Source organism: Saccharothrix stipae (assembly GCF_054781895.1).
In genome coordinates this window covers 1-13,828 of the sequence record NZ_BAAGTN010000006.1, presented here as the reverse complement: position 1 = coordinate 13,828, position 13,828 = coordinate 1, and the positions used below count along the sequence as shown (strand labels likewise).

The window sequence follows — 13,828 nt, the reverse complement described above, 5'->3', positions numbered from 1 at the left end:
GTGGGTGAGGGGTGCTCACAACGGTTTGCGACACCGGATGTTGAGTGGCATGACGTCACGACGACGAAGAGCGCGCGCCCGCCGTCCCCGGCCCGATCCCGTCCGCGTGGAGGAGTTGGTCGCCTACCTCCGCGCCGACCGGGTGTGGCGGGACGAGGTGGCGAAGCGGCTGGTGGCCCGGTTGGACCAGAGGCTCGTGCGGTCGGCCCGGACGTACGGGTGTCGGCCCATCGCGCACGTGGCGGAGGAGTTGGACAGCCAGGCGTGCGTGGACCTCGGCCCCGGTGTGCCGTACCAGTTGGCCAAGGCGGTGTACGGGCAGGTGCGGTTGCGCGGTGCGGCGCGGTTGCGGCAGACGGCGCGCAGCTTGCGGGTGCTCGGCGTGTACCTGTGCGGCAGCGACCTGGCCGGGTGCCCCTGCACGGAGGCGTTGGCCCGTGATCCGCAGCAGGTCAGGGTCGACCGGGTGGTGAGCGGGGCGTTGGACGGCGCCGGGTTCTAGCTCTGGTGCACCAGCCGTTCCGGGGCCTCGTGGGTGCTCAACCACGCCTTGGCGAGCTTGCCCGCCGCCGCGCGGAACACGCCGTCGCGGTTGCCGTCGTCCGGCTGGATGGTCTCGGACGCCTTGTCCAGCACCAGGAACCGCTCCGTGCCGCCGTCGGTGTGGAACCGGTAGCGCACGCTGGCCGCGGTTTCTTCTTCCTTGTGCAAGTACACGAGCATGGCCACGGCCTACCTCCAGGGCTTGCTGTAGTCCTCGTTGGACGCCGGCGGGATCCGAGTCTCCCACCGCGACACCGCGTTCGCCGCGGCGTGCGCGTCCTTGTACGAGGCGTTCGGGTTCTGCTGCCAGTACCGGGCTTCGGCCAGTTCGTGTTCGAGCAGCGCCACGTCCTCCGGCAGCGCCCGGCCCGACCTCAGCCGCAGCCACGCCTCGGCCATGTCCGGGCTCGGGTCGAACCGCGCCATCACGGTACCGCCGTTCTGGCCATCCAACGGGTGCAGGTCCTCGAAGACGTGGTTCTTGATCTGCTCGATCTCCGCCCGGGTGAACCCGGTGCTGCCGTCGGCCCGCTGGACACCGCCCACGTGCCCGGCGACGTCGTCGACGTCGTCGGAGCCGCGGATCGACTGGTAGGCGTTCTCCGACCAGCGCTCCATCCGGTCGTACGCGCGCAGCGACCCGTCGTCCACCGGGCGGGCGCCGCCGGTCTGCCCCGGCCTGGGCGCCTCGTCGGCCTGCCGGGCGGGCGACTTCAGGTCGTCCAGCACCTTGCGGACCTTGTCGAACACGTCGCCGAGCTTGCGCAGCAGCGGGATCAGCTTGCCGATCGTGCGGACCAGCTTCTTGAGGATGTCGCCGATCTTCGCGCCCCACCGGGCGACCGCCGCCGCCGCTTGCGCCGCCACCACCGGCGTGGCCAGGCCGAGCGTGAAGGCCACCTCCAACGCCCACGAGATGAGCCGGCCGACGAGGTCGGCGATCAGGTCGCGGACGACCTCGCGGACCACGGCGACCACCACACCCGCCATCTCCACGGCCGAGCCGAAGCCGTCGGCCGCGGTGGACCCGCCGCCCAGCACGTCGGCGGTGCGCGCGGCGGCGGCCCGGTAGGCGTCACCGGCCGACCCCTGCCAGCCCGCCGTGTCGGCGGCGACGTCACGCGTGTAGTCGTCGCGCACCTCGCCGACGGCCTTGGCGACGTTCTTCCACGTCTGGGCGTGCGAGGCGACCAGGTCGGCGTTGCCCGCGAGCCAGTCCAGCGCGTCCGACAACGGCTTGACGTGCTCGATCAGCCACGACACCCCGGCCGAGAACAGCGAGCCCAACGGGTCGACGACGAAGCTCAGCGCCTCCAGGCCGACCCCGGCGACACCCAGCCCGATGTCGACCCAACTGCCGCTCTCGATGCCGGACTTGACGTCGGCGGCGGACTCGGCGACGCCGATCCCGGAGTACCAGCGGGTGCTGTCCTGCACCGGTGCGATGAGCGGGTTGCCGCCGGTCATCGCAGGCCGCCGAACGTCACGGCGGCGTCGTCCTCGCGCTGTTCGTACTCGTCGGCGGTGTAGCGGACGTCGGTCGAGATGTCCGCCATGCCCTTCGCGCCCGCGGTCAGCGCGGCGCCCGCCTGCTCCTCGATACCGCGCATCACGGCCGGCAGGAACTGGCAGAGCTGCCCGTACGCGCCGTCGGCCATGCTCACCGCGCGGGCCGCGTGCACGGCCTCGCCGAGCCGTTCGGCCAGCGCGTCGAGCTTGCCCGCGTGCGCGCGCAGCTCGGTCGGCAGGACGTCGTAGCCGGTCATGGTCGCCCCCTCAAGCCAGGTACGAATCGTCGCCGAAGTCGTCGTCGTGCCTGGTCCGGGTCGGCGGCGGCGCCGCTTCACCGAACCGCTCGCGATAGCTGTCCACCAGCATCCGGCGGGTGTCGGGCAGGTCGGCGCCGATGTTCGCCTCGGTCGCGTCTCGGACCTGCGCGGTGATGCGGGCGCGCGCGGCGCGCAGACAGCCCATCACCAGCGGTCCCAGGTCCTCCGGCCGCACCGCGCCCGCCCGGTCGGTGAACCGGATGTCGACCGGTGAGCCGCTGGAGTCGACGGTGACGACCACGGCGCCGTTCGCGCTGGTCTCGGTGACCTGGATCCGTTCCACCTCGGCGCGCAGCGCCTGCAGCTTGTCGGCCCGCTGCCGCATGCCCTCGACCCAGTCGTCGACGCTGCGCTCGGCCTGGCCCGGGTCACCGCTGAGCAGACCGTCCCACCGTGGCTCCGACATGCACACCGTTATAGCGCACCGTGACCGCCGGCCGGTCGATGTTGGACCGAGTGGACGACGATCACTACGACGATCCGGTGCACTCCACCCGTCGTCACGTTTCAGCGATCACCCACATGGGCAACATCGTCACCGTGGGTGAAATCCGAATCGGTACATCCGGCTGGCGTTATGCCGAGTGGCGCGGCAACTTCTACCCGCGCGGGTTGCAACAGCGGTTGGAATTGCAGTTCCTGTCACGGCGACTCGACACGGTCGAGATCAACGGCTCGTTCTACGGGCTGCGCAAGCCGACGGACTTCAAGTCGTGGTTCGAGCGCACACCCGAGGACTTCGTGTTCGCCGTGAAGGCGCACCGCGAGATCACCCACGACAAGCGATTACGGGACGTCGGGAAGGACGTGGAGGCGTTCTTCGACTCCGGTGTCCTCGACCTCGGACCGAAGCTCGGGCCGATCCTGTGGCAACTGCCGCCGATGCTGCCGTGGCGGCCGGAACGACTCGCCGCGTTCCTGGAACTGCTACCGGGCCCGCCGGTCCGGCACGCGCTCGAAGTGCGGCACCCGAGCTGGGACACGCCCGAACTGGCGGAGTTGTTGGCACGGCACAACGTCTCGCTCGTCGTCGCCGAGTCCGCCGGACGGTTCCCCGAGCTCCACGAGCTGACCGCCGACTTCGTCTACGTCCGGCTGCACGGCGACGAGGAGCTGTACGTCAGCGCGTACTCCGACGACGCCCTCGACCACTGGGCCTCCCGGGTCCGCGAGTGGTCGGCCCGGCGGGACGTCTACGTCTACTTCGACAACACCATGCGCGGCGCCGCGCCGTTCGACGCCCTCGCCCTGGCCGAGCGGATCAGCTGAGCCGGGGCACGCGGTCCAGCACGATGCCGAAGTGCTTGGCGTAGGCGTCGAGCAGCGCGTCGTCGTCCAACCGCTCGATCACCTTCTCGTCGCCGGTCGTGGTGATCAGCCTGTGGCCGGCGATGGTGACCCGCCCGTCCGCCGTGGGCAGTGTGCACGTCGCACGGCGCCGGAACGGCGACCCCGGCCACGTCTGCTGGTACCAGCACGTGGCGCGGAACTCCTCCAGCGCGCGCGGGCGCAATTCGAGCCGGTACTGGGGGACGCCGTCGAACAGCACGTCCACGTCGCCCTCGGGCGTGTCGACCATCCGGAACACACCGGCGGGGTCGCGCTGGTCGTCCCGACCGACGAGGTCCAACGGCCGCAGGCTGAACCGCCCGAAACCGACGTCCACGAGCAGATCGCCCACGCGCAACGCCATGTGGTCGAACGGCGGCCCGTACACGCCGTCGACGTACACCTTGGCCGACAAGACCCGCACGTCGTGCCCCAACGCCCGCAACAGCGCCGCGAACGCCCCGTTCAGTTCGTAGCAGAACCCACCGCGCCGCCGGTTGACGATCTTGTCCACGAGCAGGTCCTCGTCGAGCACGACCTCCTCGCCGAGGTGGATGGCGAGGTTCTCGAAGGGCACCGCGCCAACGTGCCGTTCGTGCAGCTCAACGAGGGTGCTGGCGCGCGTCGCGCCGATCCGGGCCAGGTAGGCGTCAAGCGTCCGGTCGTCCATGGCACCAAACTTGCACCTTCGAGCGCGCTGGAGGTCAACCCCCGTGTGCGCGGGAGGTCAACCCCACCGGCTCGCGTGGTACGCCGGAGATCATCCGGGTACCCCTCGGCGGTGACGGGTGATGTTCGGATCGGGACGTCGGGTTGGGTGTACCCGACGTGGCGTGGTGCGTTCTACCCGCGGGGCTTGGTGCAGCGGCGGGAGTTGGAGCACATTTCCCGGCTCATGAGGTCGGTGGAGCTGAACGGCTCGTTCTACTCGCTGCAACGCCCGTCGAGCTACCGGACGTGGGCAGAGCAGACGCCGGAGGGCTTCCTGTTCGCGGTGAAGGGCGGCCGGTTCATCACGCACCTGAAGCAGTTGCGCGACGTGGAGACCCCGCTGGCCAACTTCTTCGCCTCCGGCGTGCTCGCACTCGGCGCCAAGCTCGGACCGCTGCTGTGGCAGCTGCCGCCCACCCTGCCGTTCGACCCGGACCGCCTGGCCACCTTCTTCGACCTCCTCCCCCGCACCACCGCGGCGGCGGCCGACCTCGCCGAACGCCACGACGCCCGACTACCCGGCGAACGCGCCTGGACCACCACCGACGCCGACCGGCCCCTGCGGCACGCGCTGGAGGTCCGGCACCCGACGTTCCTGGACCCCGAGGTCCACGACCTCCTCCGCGCGCACGACATCGCGCTGGTCGTGTCCCACTCCGCCGGCCGGTTCCCCTACCTCGAAGACGTCACGGCGGACTTCGCCTACGTGCGGCTGCACGGCAACCAGGCCCTGTACGTCGGCAGCTACTCCGACGACGAGCTCGACGCCTGGTCGGCCAAGATCCGCGGCTGGGCCACCGACCACGACGTCTACGTCTACTTCGACAACGACACCGACGCGGTCGCACCGCACGACGCCCTCCGACTCGCCGAACGCCTCGCGCTGCCGACACCGGGACCGGCCCACACAATCAGGTGAACGACGACCGACCCGACCCCGCGCCGACGCCGGCCGCAGCACTCTGGAGCGCGTGGAGGTGACCCGAATGACCACCCGCGGCCTCGTGACAGCCCTCGCCCTCACCGCCGGCGCCCTGGCGTCCAGCGGCACGGCGGTGGCGCAGCAGCCGGACCCGACCTGCGACCGCGGCGAGTTCTGCGTGTGGTCGGGCACCAAGTACACCGGCGACGCCCACCGCCTCGACCTGGAGTCCGCGAACCCGCGCGAGTGCATCCCGCTGCCCGACGGCTTCGTGGCCCGCTCGTTCGTCAACAACCTGACCAGGGACACCTCGGTCTACCAGCGGGTGACGTGCTCGACCGAAGCCGAGTTCACCACCTACCCGGGCAAGGGCACGTACGTGCCGGACGCCCCCTTCGTCGTGAGGGCCATTCAGGTCTGGGAGCCCTGAGCCCCGGTTCTGGGAGCTTGAGCCGACCCGGATGTCGACTACCTTCCGAACCTGGTTGACTACGCACCGCAATAGCGTGGGCGACCCGGTGCTCGAACCGGCTCACCACGACGAGAGGTCGTCCCGGCCGGATTGGCAGCACCGTGAGCTACCCGCCACCACCCGCACCACCGCGGTACCTGTGGCTTCCGGCACCGCACGCGCACCGGATCCGCACGACGTGCCGAAGGGTCGCCCTGCTGCTGATCGCCGCCTGCGTTGCGCTGATCCCGCTCCTCGCGCTGTTCGGCGGTCGACTGCCTCCCGTGTACCCGGCGCTCGGCGTCTTCAGCTGGTCGCTCGTCGGCGGCAGCGTGGTCATGGTGGTCCTGGCGGGTGCCTTCCTGCTCACCGCCCGCCGCCACGTGTCGACCGAGCACCTCGACCTCCGGAAGGTCGGTGAGCTGCGCTCGGGGATCGTCGTGGCGTGGACGTCGTCGCTCTTCATGACCATGTTCGCCTTCGTCGGCCTGGCGCTCGGGATGTCGCTCAGGATCACGTCGGCACCGCTCGGCTCGGACGGCCACACCACCTCCTGGCCCGCCGTGTGGACGCTCATGCTCCTGCTGGCCATGCCCTTGGTGCTCACCACCATCGCCCTGGTCACGGGCCGACGGCTGCTCGGCCTGCCGGTCGGACGGCCGCGATGAGCGGTCCGCATGGTGCACCGCTGGGACCCCTAGCGGGTCGGCACGCCGATCGCCAGCACGGCGGTGTCGTCTTCGACGCCCTTGCCCAGTCGGTCGAGCAGGCCGACGAGGGCGTCGACCGCGGCGGCCGCGGACGCCGGGGGCAGGCTGGCCGCGAACTCCAGCAGTTCTTCCTCGCTGTACCGGGTGTCGCGACCGGTCCGGGCTTCGGTCAGGCCGTCGGTGTACAGCACGAACGTGTCCCCGGGCGAGAGGTGGACGGTCGTGGTGACGATGCGGGCGTCGGGCAGGATGCCGATCAGCTGACCGCCCGGCATCTCCACGTACTCGGCGGTGCCGTCGGCCCTCAGCAGCAGGCCGGGTGGGTGGCCGCCGGCGGCGAGGGAGAGGGTGCAGCCGTCCGGTTCGACGGCGAGCACGCCGAACGTCACCGTGCAGAACCGCGAGTGCCCACCGTCCTGCTCCTGGTTGAGCACGGTGTTGAGGTTGGTCAGCACGGTGGCCGGGTCCGGGTCGTAGACGGCCGCCGAACGCAGCGTGTACCGGGTCAGCGACGTCACCGCCGCCGCGTTGGCGCCCTTGCCGCACACGTCGCCCAAGAACAACCCCCACCGGCCGTCCGCCAGCGGGAACAGGTCGTAGAAGTCGCCGCCGACCTCGAACGGCGAGGCGTGGTGGTAGTGCGTGGCCGTCTCCACGCCCGGCACGGCGGGCAGCACCGGCGGCAGCAGGGTGCGCTGGAGGGTCGTGGCGAGCCGCCGGATCTCGTCACGTTCCCGCTCGGCCTCCTGCCGGGCGCGCAGCAACTCCCGTTCGTACGCACGGCGGTCGCTCGCGTCGAACACCGTGGTGCGGATCAGCAACGGCTGGCCGTCACCGCCCGTCTTCACCGTGGAGTGCACCAGCACCGGCAACCGGGTGCCGTCGGCCGCGACCATCTCCAACGCCACCCCGCCGACCTGGCCCTGCATCCTCAGCAACGGCGCGAAGTGGGTCTCGTGGTACAGCTTGCCGCCCACGCTGAGCAGGTCGGCGAACCGCCGCCGACCCACCAGCTGCTCCCGCTCGTACCCCAACCAGCGCAGCAGCGTCCCGTTCACCTTCGCGATGTGCCCGTCCAGCATGGTGGACAGGTAGCCGCACGGCGCGTTCTCGTACAGGTCCTCCGCGCTGTCCTCCAACAGCGCGGAGAACAGCTCGCGGTCGTGATCCGGCTCGCTCCCGCACATCACCGCAGGTCCGCCACGAAGCTCGTGATCGCCGCCGCGGTGGCCTCCGGGGCGCTGAGCTGGGGGCAGTGGCCGGTGGCGTCGAGCGTGACGAGCGTGCTGCCGGGGATCCGCGCGTGCACGAACGCACCGACCTCGGGCGGCGCGATCACGTCGTGCCGGCACTCCAGCACCAACGTCGGCACGGTCACCCGGTCCAGGTCCGCCCGGTTGTCCGACAGGAACGTCGTGCGGGCGAACACCCGGGCCACCTCCGGGTCGGTGCGGCAGAAGCTGTTGGTCAGCTCGTCGCCCAGCTCCGGCCGGTCGGGGTTGCCCATGATGGCCGGCGCCATCACGGCCGACCAGCCCAGGTAGTTGCTCTCCAGCGAGTCGAGCAGCTCGTCGATGTCGGCGGCGCTGAACCCGCCCCGGTAGTCGTCGTCGTCGATGTAGCGCGGCGACGGCGTGACGAGCACCAGCTTGGCGAACGTCGCCGGTTCCGCGACCGCGGCCAGCACCCCGACCATCGCCGACACCGAGTGCCCGACGAACACCACGTCGCGCAGGTCCAACTCGTGACAGATGTCCAGCACGTCCCGGGTGTACCCGTCGAGCGTCGAGTAACGCCGCTCGCTCCACGCGTAGAGGTCGGAATTCCCGGCGCCCACGTGGTCGAACAGCACGACGCGGCACGTCTCGGCCAGCGCGGGCACGACCAGCCGCCACATGGTCTGATCGCAACCGAACCCGTGCGCGAGCATGACCACGGGGCCGTCGGCGTTGCCGGTCACCGTCACGTTGTTCCTGCTGCGCACGTCCACCGGCTCATCCTGTCACCTCGACCAGGCCCATACCGCTCGGGAACCGGGCGCCGGACACCGACGTCTCACCGCTACGGCAAGCCCCCGCGGCAGAACAGGGACACCATGCGGCGACTTCCACCCGGTGGGCCGGCGGTGTTGGTGCCGGCACTGGCGCTGGCGCTGATGACGGCGACGGCATGCGGTTCGACACCCGGAACGCCCACCCCCGAGACGGCCGCCGGGTCGACGGCGGGAACCTCGGCCGGGTCGACGGGTGGGACTACGGCCGGGTCGACCGCCGGGTCGACCGCCGGGTCGCCGCCGACGCGACCGCGTGAGGTGAAGCTCGACGGCGAGGATCCGTGCGCGCTCCTGACCGCCGAGCAACTCGCCGAGTTCGAGATCGACGGCGAGGGCAAACCGATACCCGTCAAGGTGTACGAGACCACCGGTTGCTCGTGGACCGCGACCGGTGCGGGTTACCGCCTGATCCCGGTGGCCACCGAAGGCATCGAGGCCTGGACCAGCGGCGAGCGAACCGCCGAGGCGAACGAGACCGGACCGGTCCTCGGCTTCCCGGCCATCACGGTCACGATTTCCTCCGACACCGCCTCCTGCGACGTCATGGTCGACACGGCGGAAGGGCAGTACCTCGTCGCGTCGTTCACCGGCGCGGAACGCGGGGATGGCGGCCTCGAACCGTGCGACGGCGCGCGGCGACTGGCGGAGGCCGCCATGCGCAACCTGGTGGGGTGAGGCGGCCGGATTGTCGGTGGTCGGGGTTAGCGTGCCTGGTATGAGGATGTCGAACGCCACCGAGCTGACCGCCGAGCACCACGCCCAGCTGGCCGAGCTCGGGCTGCGCACGGACCACCTGGACGAGGCGATCTGGGCCGGGGTCGACGCCCGGGCCTCCGCGCCTCCGCTCGGCCCGACCAACGGCGCCGGGCTGCTGGACTGGATCCACCGGGTCGGCAGGCTCCGCGAGGTCCTCGTCGCCGAGGGCTGGACGCGGGTCGACAAGTGGAACGCGGGCCTCGTCCAGCACCCCACCAAACCGGTCGTGCTCGGCACCCTCCAGGGCAACCGCCACACCGGCACCCCCGGCGCCCCGCTGCGCAGCGACTACGCCAAGGGTCCGGCCATCGCGGCCATGATGCGCGGCAACGACCGCGACCAGTTCACGCTCTTCGACTCGCTGCACGCGCACGAGTGGAAGCTGTGGTTCCTGGTCACCTACCCCCACCAGGAAGGTGAACGGCTGGTCGTGCTGCGCGAGGTGGCGCAGCCGGAACCCACGCCGCAGGGCCAGGTCGTGGACCGGTGGGCACGCCGGATCACGTTGCCGCCCTTGGTGTTCGGCCCGCTGCCCGCACCACGCGACCCGCACGGCCACCACGGTCCCGAGGACGTCGACGTGACCGTCACGCCACGCCAGTAGGCGGGTGCGAGAATGGCGCGATCATGCTCACGCCCTCCCGCCTCGTCCTGGCCCGGACCCGTCGCGGTCTGACCGCGGTGGAACTGGCGCGCAAGGCGGGCACCAGCCCGGCGAGCATCGGCGACTACGAGCACGGCCGCCGCCAACCGCGGCCCGACACGGCCGCGAGGCTCACCGAGGCCCTCGGCTTCCCGCCGGGCTTCCTCGAAGCCGACGACGTGCCGGAGATCGAGGTGGCGTTCGACGGTCCGCGAGCGCGGGTGTCCCAGCGGCAACGGGACGCCGCCGTCGGCGCCGCACGCCTGGCCATCGGCTTCGACGGCTGGCTGAGCCGCGCCTTCACCTTCCCGGAGCCGGACGTGCCGACGTGGGAGCACCCCGACCCGGAGACCGCGGCCGAGGTGGTGCGCGCCCGCTGGGGCATCCCCCACCGCCCGGCGCCCAACATGGTCCACCTGCTGGAAGCACACGGCGTCCGCGTCTTCTCCCTGCCGCCGGACTGCGCCGCCGCAGGACCGTTCTCCTGCCGACACGACGGCACCCCGTACGTCTTCCTGGACCCGACCGCGGCGCCCGACCAGGCCCGCTTCGACACCGCCCGCGAGCTCGGCCACCTCGTTGCCGGGAACGTCGACGCGCACGCGTTCGCGACCGCGTTCGCCACCGCGTTCCTGCTGCCCCGGGCCGGTGTGCTGGCCGCCGTGCCGCACGGCCAGCTGACTGAACACGTCGTCGCGCACAGCGCCACCTGGCACGTGTCGCCGCTGACCCTGGCGCACCGCCTGCACGCCCTCGGCCTGCTCACCCGGACCCAGCACGCGACTGTGTGTGCCCAGCTGGCCCGGCGCTCCTCGGCCGGGACGGCTGGTCGCACCGCGGGCATGGACCGGCGTGAGACGTCGCAGCTGCTCACCAAGGTCTTTCGCGCCCTGCGGGCCAGGGGTACGACGCCGCACGGCATCGCCCGTGAGCTGCTGCTGGACGTGGAAGAGCTGAACGGGCTCGTGTTCGGCCTGGTGCTCACCGCCCTGCCGGCCGCTCTGCCGGGTCAGGGCGACACCGGCCGCCCCACCCGACCGACCCGACCGACCCTCACCGTCGTCCCGAGGTAACCGTCCCGGTCTCAGGCCCAGGAGCCGGCCGCGGCCTTGACGTAGTCGCCGAACAGCCGCCCGTCGTGGCCCAGGACGGACGGCACACCGTCGGACAGCGCGGCGTCGTGACCGTCGCGGATCGCGGTCAACGACATCGTCAACACCTCCGCGTACGCCTCGTCGATGCCGCCCTGCACCAACCTGCGGGTGTAGTCGGCCGCGGGCACGTCCACCACGCGGATCGAACGCCCCGACACCTCGCCGATCCGCGCCAACGCCTCGCCGAACGTCAACGCCTCCGGCCCCGACACCTCGTACTCCACACCCGAGTGCCCGTCCTGCGTCAACGCCGCCACGGCCACGTCGGCGATGTCCTGCGCGTCGATGAACGGGTGCGCGCCGTCACCGCCCTCGGGCAGCACGACCTCGCCCGCCAACACCTCCGGCAGGAAGTAGTCCTCGCTGAAGTTCTGCGAGAACCACGTCGGCCGCACGACCGTCCAGTCCACCCCGGACTCCCGCACGGCGCGCTCACGGCCGTCGTCCGACGAGAGCCCACGCGCCGACAGCAGCACGATCCGCCGCACACCGGCCTCCACCGCCTGCGGCACGAACGCCGCCACCTCGGTGTCGTCCAGGTTGAGCGCGAGCGGCACCAGGTAGACGGCGGTGGCGCCGTCGAGGGCGGGCGCCCAGGTGGACTGGTCCGTCCAGTCGAAGCGGATGTCCGTGCTGCGGGACACGGGGCGGTTGGCGACACCGAGGGCGTCGAGGGCGGAGGTGACGCGACGGCCGGTCTTGCCGGTGGCTCCGATAACCAGGATTGTCATGCCACCAGACAATCAAGATCGTGCTGGACGGAACATGGCTCACCGTCCCGGATGCATGTTCAATCGTCTACGTGGACCCTCTCACCGATCTCCTGCGCGGGGTGCACGCGCAGCACGCCGACGTGTGCCGCTCGTTCGCCTCACCACCGTGGTCCCTGGCTTTCCCGGCGACGGCCCCGTTCACCCTCATCACGGCCGTGCGCGGCGACACCTGGCTGCTGGTCGAGGACGGCACCAGCATCCTCATGCGCCCCGGTGACGTCGGCCTGGTCCGCGGACCGCTGCGGTTCGTGCTGGCCGACGACCCGTCGACGTCTCCGCAGCTGGAGATCACCGCCGCGGACTGCGAGCAGTGGCGCGTGGGCCCCCGGACGTACGGATTCGCCGACAAGGGCGACACGGTGGTGATCACCGCCGCCTACGACGTCGAGAGCCGCATGGCCCGCCGGCTCCTCAACGCCCTGCCGGCGGCGTTCGTGGTGTCGTGCGAGGACGAGCACTGCCCGACGTTGGACGTGCTGTCCGCGGAGATCTCCAAGGAGCAGGCCGGGCAGGACATCATCCTCGAACGGTTGCTGGACCTGCTGCTGGCGTACACGCTGCGTGAGTGGTTCGACGGATCCGAGGCGAACACGCCGGCGTGGTACCGGGCGTTGAGCGACGAGATCGTCGGCCCCGCGCTGCACGCCATGCACGACTCGCCGGAGCGTGCTTGGACCGTCGCGGAACTCGCGGCGCGCGCTGGGGTGTCGCGGACGGCGTTGGCGCGCCGGTTCACCACGCTGGTCGGCGTGCCGCCGCTGACCTACCTGACCGAGTGGCGCATGGACGTGGCCGCGGACCTGCTGCGCAGGCCGGATGCGACGGTGAGGTCGGTGGCACGTGCCGTCGGCTACGCGGACGGATTCACGTTCAGCACGGCGTTCAAACGGGTGCGCGGCGTGCGGCCGAGCGACCACCGTCGGCCTGGCGACCACCGTGTGGTAGCTCTGCGGGCATGAACTTGGAAGACCTGCGGGACGCCCTGCGCCGCTTCGCCGCCGCGCGTGACTGGGACCAGTACCACACCCCGAAGAACCTCGTGATGGCGTTGTCCGGGGAGGTCGGAGAGCTGACCGACCTGTTCCAGTGGCTCACGCCGGAGCAGGCCGCGCGGGCCATGGACGACCCCGAGTTGGCTTGGCACGTGCGGGACGAGCTGGCGGACGTCGTGCACTACCTGGTGCGGTTGGCCGACAAGCTCGACGTGGACCTCGTGGAGGCGGCGTTCGCCAAGATCGAGCGCAACGAACGGCGCTTCCCGACCGGTGATGGCCTCAAGCCGGTGGACCTCAAGCCCGTGGATGTCGAGTGAGGCGCCGCTACAGGCGCTACAGGTAGGTCAGCAGGAGCAGGATCAGGCAGACGAGGACGACCAGGCCCAGGACGACCGAGGCCCACACCGGTGTCTCGGAGGACGGCAGGCGGGCACGGGAGTGCCTGCCCCTTCGGTTGATTCGTCTGTGCGCGCGCCACGGCACCGGCGCCTCCCCTGTCCACTCTCCGCTGCTCATGCCGGCTACGGTATGGACGATCAAAGGCAGCGATCGGCGCGTCACCCAGTCGCGCGAGGTGCGTCGCCCGAATAGCGGTGGAGGCCACCGGAAAGTGACGGTTCGCCGTCAGGTGGAAATCTGCACTGAACGCAAAACGCCTTCAGGGGCACTCGAACCAGTCGAGTGCCCCTGAAGGCTGAAAAATTGTTCGGCGGCGTCCTACTCTCCCACACCCTCACGAGTGCAGTACCATCGGCGCTGGAAGGCTTAACTACCGGGTTCGGAATGGGACCGGGTGTTCCCCAACCGCTATGACCACCGAAACACTATGAAATTACCAACCCGTAGGCACCCCACCCCACCCCACTTACTCGGGTGGACCAGGATGGTCCGGTTCGGCTCTCTCAGAACCGCACAGTGGATGCGTAGCATTTTCGTAGCAAGTCCTCGGCCTATTAGTA

The 13,828-nt window shown here is 70.8% G+C and carries 19 protein-coding genes and 1 rRNA gene; 10 read left to right on the top strand and 10 right to left on the bottom strand.

Features of this window, described 5'->3' with window-relative positions; genetic code table 11:
* The first annotated feature begins 49 nt into the window (after nt 1-49).
* Complete coding sequence (locus ACYVLT_RS11875) at nt 50-502, top strand: hypothetical protein (protein ID WP_461120190.1); 453 nt, start codon at nt 50-52, stop codon at nt 500-502.
* Here ACYVLT_RS11875 and ACYVLT_RS11870 read toward each other — a convergent pair.
* The 4 genes from ACYVLT_RS11870 to ACYVLT_RS11855 are packed head-to-tail and all read right to left on the bottom strand — an operon-like array spanning nt 499 to nt 2,778.
* Nucleotides 499-723, bottom strand: a complete 225-nt coding sequence (locus ACYVLT_RS11870) for a hypothetical protein (protein WP_360464625.1) — start codon at nt 721-723, stop codon at nt 499-501. The genes ACYVLT_RS11875 and ACYVLT_RS11870 overlap by 4 nt on opposite strands.
* Nucleotides 724-732: 9 nt before the next feature.
* A complete protein-coding gene (locus ACYVLT_RS11865; protein WP_461120189.1) occupies nt 733-2,010 on the bottom strand; it encodes a hypothetical protein in 1,278 nt (425 codons plus the stop codon).
* Nucleotides 2,007-2,309 carry a type VII secretion target gene (locus tag ACYVLT_RS11860; RefSeq protein WP_461120188.1) on the bottom strand — a complete coding sequence of 101 codons (303 nt, stop codon included), beginning with the start codon at nt 2,307-2,309 and terminating at the stop codon, nt 2,007-2,009. The genes ACYVLT_RS11865 and ACYVLT_RS11860 overlap by 4 nt, the downstream gene beginning before the upstream one ends.
* Before the next feature lie 10 nt (nt 2,310-2,319).
* Nucleotides 2,320-2,778 carry a YbaB/EbfC family nucleoid-associated protein gene (locus tag ACYVLT_RS11855; RefSeq protein WP_461120187.1) on the bottom strand — a complete coding sequence of 153 codons (459 nt, stop codon included), beginning with the start codon at nt 2,776-2,778 and terminating at the stop codon, nt 2,320-2,322.
* A gap of 125 nt (nt 2,779-2,903) precedes the next feature.
* On the opposite strand from ACYVLT_RS11855, the gene ACYVLT_RS11850 reads away from it, so the two are divergent.
* Nucleotides 2,904-3,641 (top strand): DUF72 domain-containing protein, encoded by a 738-nt coding sequence (locus tag ACYVLT_RS11850; protein ID WP_461120373.1) that lies wholly within the window; start codon nt 2,904-2,906, stop codon nt 3,639-3,641.
* Here the strand turns inward: ACYVLT_RS11850 and ACYVLT_RS11845 are convergent.
* Nucleotides 3,634-4,371, bottom strand: a complete 738-nt coding sequence (locus tag ACYVLT_RS11845) for an arylamine N-acetyltransferase family protein (RefSeq protein WP_461120186.1) — start codon at nt 4,369-4,371, stop codon at nt 3,634-3,636. The genes ACYVLT_RS11850 and ACYVLT_RS11845 overlap by 8 nt on opposite strands.
* 111 nt (nt 4,372-4,482) lie before the next feature.
* Between ACYVLT_RS11845 and ACYVLT_RS11840 the strand changes: the two genes are divergently transcribed.
* From ACYVLT_RS11840 to ACYVLT_RS11830, 3 genes are all read left to right on the top strand, one after another.
* Nucleotides 4,483-5,331, top strand: coding sequence for a DUF72 domain-containing protein (locus tag ACYVLT_RS11840; RefSeq protein ID WP_461120185.1), 849 nt, complete (start codon nt 4,483-4,485; stop codon nt 5,329-5,331).
* 67 nt (nt 5,332-5,398) lie between these two features.
* Nucleotides 5,399-5,764, top strand: coding sequence for a peptidase inhibitor family I36 protein (locus tag ACYVLT_RS11835; protein WP_461120184.1), 366 nt, complete (start codon nt 5,399-5,401; stop codon nt 5,762-5,764).
* 143 nt (nt 5,765-5,907) lie between these two features.
* Entirely contained in the window at nt 5,908-6,453 is a 546-nt protein-coding gene (locus tag ACYVLT_RS11830) for a hypothetical protein (RefSeq protein ID WP_461120183.1), read from the top strand.
* 29 nt (nt 6,454-6,482) lie between these two features.
* On the opposite strand, the gene ACYVLT_RS11825 is transcribed toward ACYVLT_RS11830, so the two are convergent.
* Together ACYVLT_RS11825 and ACYVLT_RS11820 are read right to left on the bottom strand one after the other, a co-directional pair.
* Entirely contained in the window at nt 6,483-7,682 is a 1,200-nt protein-coding gene (locus ACYVLT_RS11825) for a PP2C family protein-serine/threonine phosphatase (protein ID WP_461120372.1), read from the bottom strand.
* Nucleotides 7,682-8,485, bottom strand: a complete 804-nt coding sequence (locus tag ACYVLT_RS11820; RefSeq protein WP_461120182.1) for an alpha/beta fold hydrolase — start codon at nt 8,483-8,485, stop codon at nt 7,682-7,684. Before ACYVLT_RS11820 ends, ACYVLT_RS11825 begins: the two co-directional genes overlap by 1 nt.
* Before the next feature lie 105 nt (nt 8,486-8,590).
* Between ACYVLT_RS11820 and ACYVLT_RS11815 the strand changes: the two genes are divergently transcribed.
* From ACYVLT_RS11815 to ACYVLT_RS11805, 3 genes are read left to right on the top strand one after another with little or no spacing between them, the layout of a single operon-like run.
* Nucleotides 8,591-9,223, top strand: coding sequence for a DUF3558 domain-containing protein (locus tag ACYVLT_RS11815; RefSeq protein ID WP_461120181.1), 633 nt, complete (start codon nt 8,591-8,593; stop codon nt 9,221-9,223).
* 40 nt (nt 9,224-9,263) lie between these two features.
* Nucleotides 9,264-9,908, top strand: coding sequence for a hypothetical protein (locus tag ACYVLT_RS11810; RefSeq protein ID WP_461120180.1), 645 nt, complete (start codon nt 9,264-9,266; stop codon nt 9,906-9,908).
* Between the two features lie 23 nt (nt 9,909-9,931).
* Entirely contained in the window at nt 9,932-11,020 is a 1,089-nt protein-coding gene (locus tag ACYVLT_RS11805) for an XRE family transcriptional regulator (protein ID WP_461120179.1), read from the top strand.
* Nucleotides 11,021-11,031: 11 nt separating this feature from the next.
* Here the strand turns inward: ACYVLT_RS11805 and ACYVLT_RS11800 are convergent, their stop codons facing one another.
* Complete coding sequence (locus ACYVLT_RS11800; protein WP_461120178.1) at nt 11,032-11,832, bottom strand: NAD(P)H-binding protein; 801 nt, start codon at nt 11,830-11,832, stop codon at nt 11,032-11,034.
* Between the two features lie 71 nt (nt 11,833-11,903).
* On the opposite strand from ACYVLT_RS11800, the gene ACYVLT_RS11795 reads away from it, so the two are divergent.
* Nucleotides 11,904-12,833: an AraC family transcriptional regulator gene (locus tag ACYVLT_RS11795; protein ID WP_461120177.1), complete on the top strand. Its 930-nt coding sequence runs from the start codon at nt 11,904-11,906 to the stop codon at nt 12,831-12,833.
* On the top strand, nt 12,830-13,186 hold the full coding sequence (locus ACYVLT_RS11790) for a nucleotide pyrophosphohydrolase (RefSeq protein ID WP_461120176.1): 357 nt from the start codon (nt 12,830-12,832) through the stop codon (nt 13,184-13,186). Before ACYVLT_RS11795 ends, ACYVLT_RS11790 begins: the two co-directional genes overlap by 4 nt.
* A gap of 16 nt (nt 13,187-13,202) precedes the next feature.
* Here the strand turns inward: ACYVLT_RS11790 and ACYVLT_RS11785 are convergent, their stop codons facing one another.
* Entirely contained in the window at nt 13,203-13,385 is a 183-nt protein-coding gene (locus ACYVLT_RS11785; RefSeq protein WP_461120175.1) for a hypothetical protein, read from the bottom strand.
* 188 nt (nt 13,386-13,573) lie between these two features.
* A 5S ribosomal RNA gene (rrf, locus tag ACYVLT_RS11780) occupies nt 13,574-13,690 on the bottom strand.
* Nucleotides 13,691-13,828 lie beyond the last annotated feature (138 nt).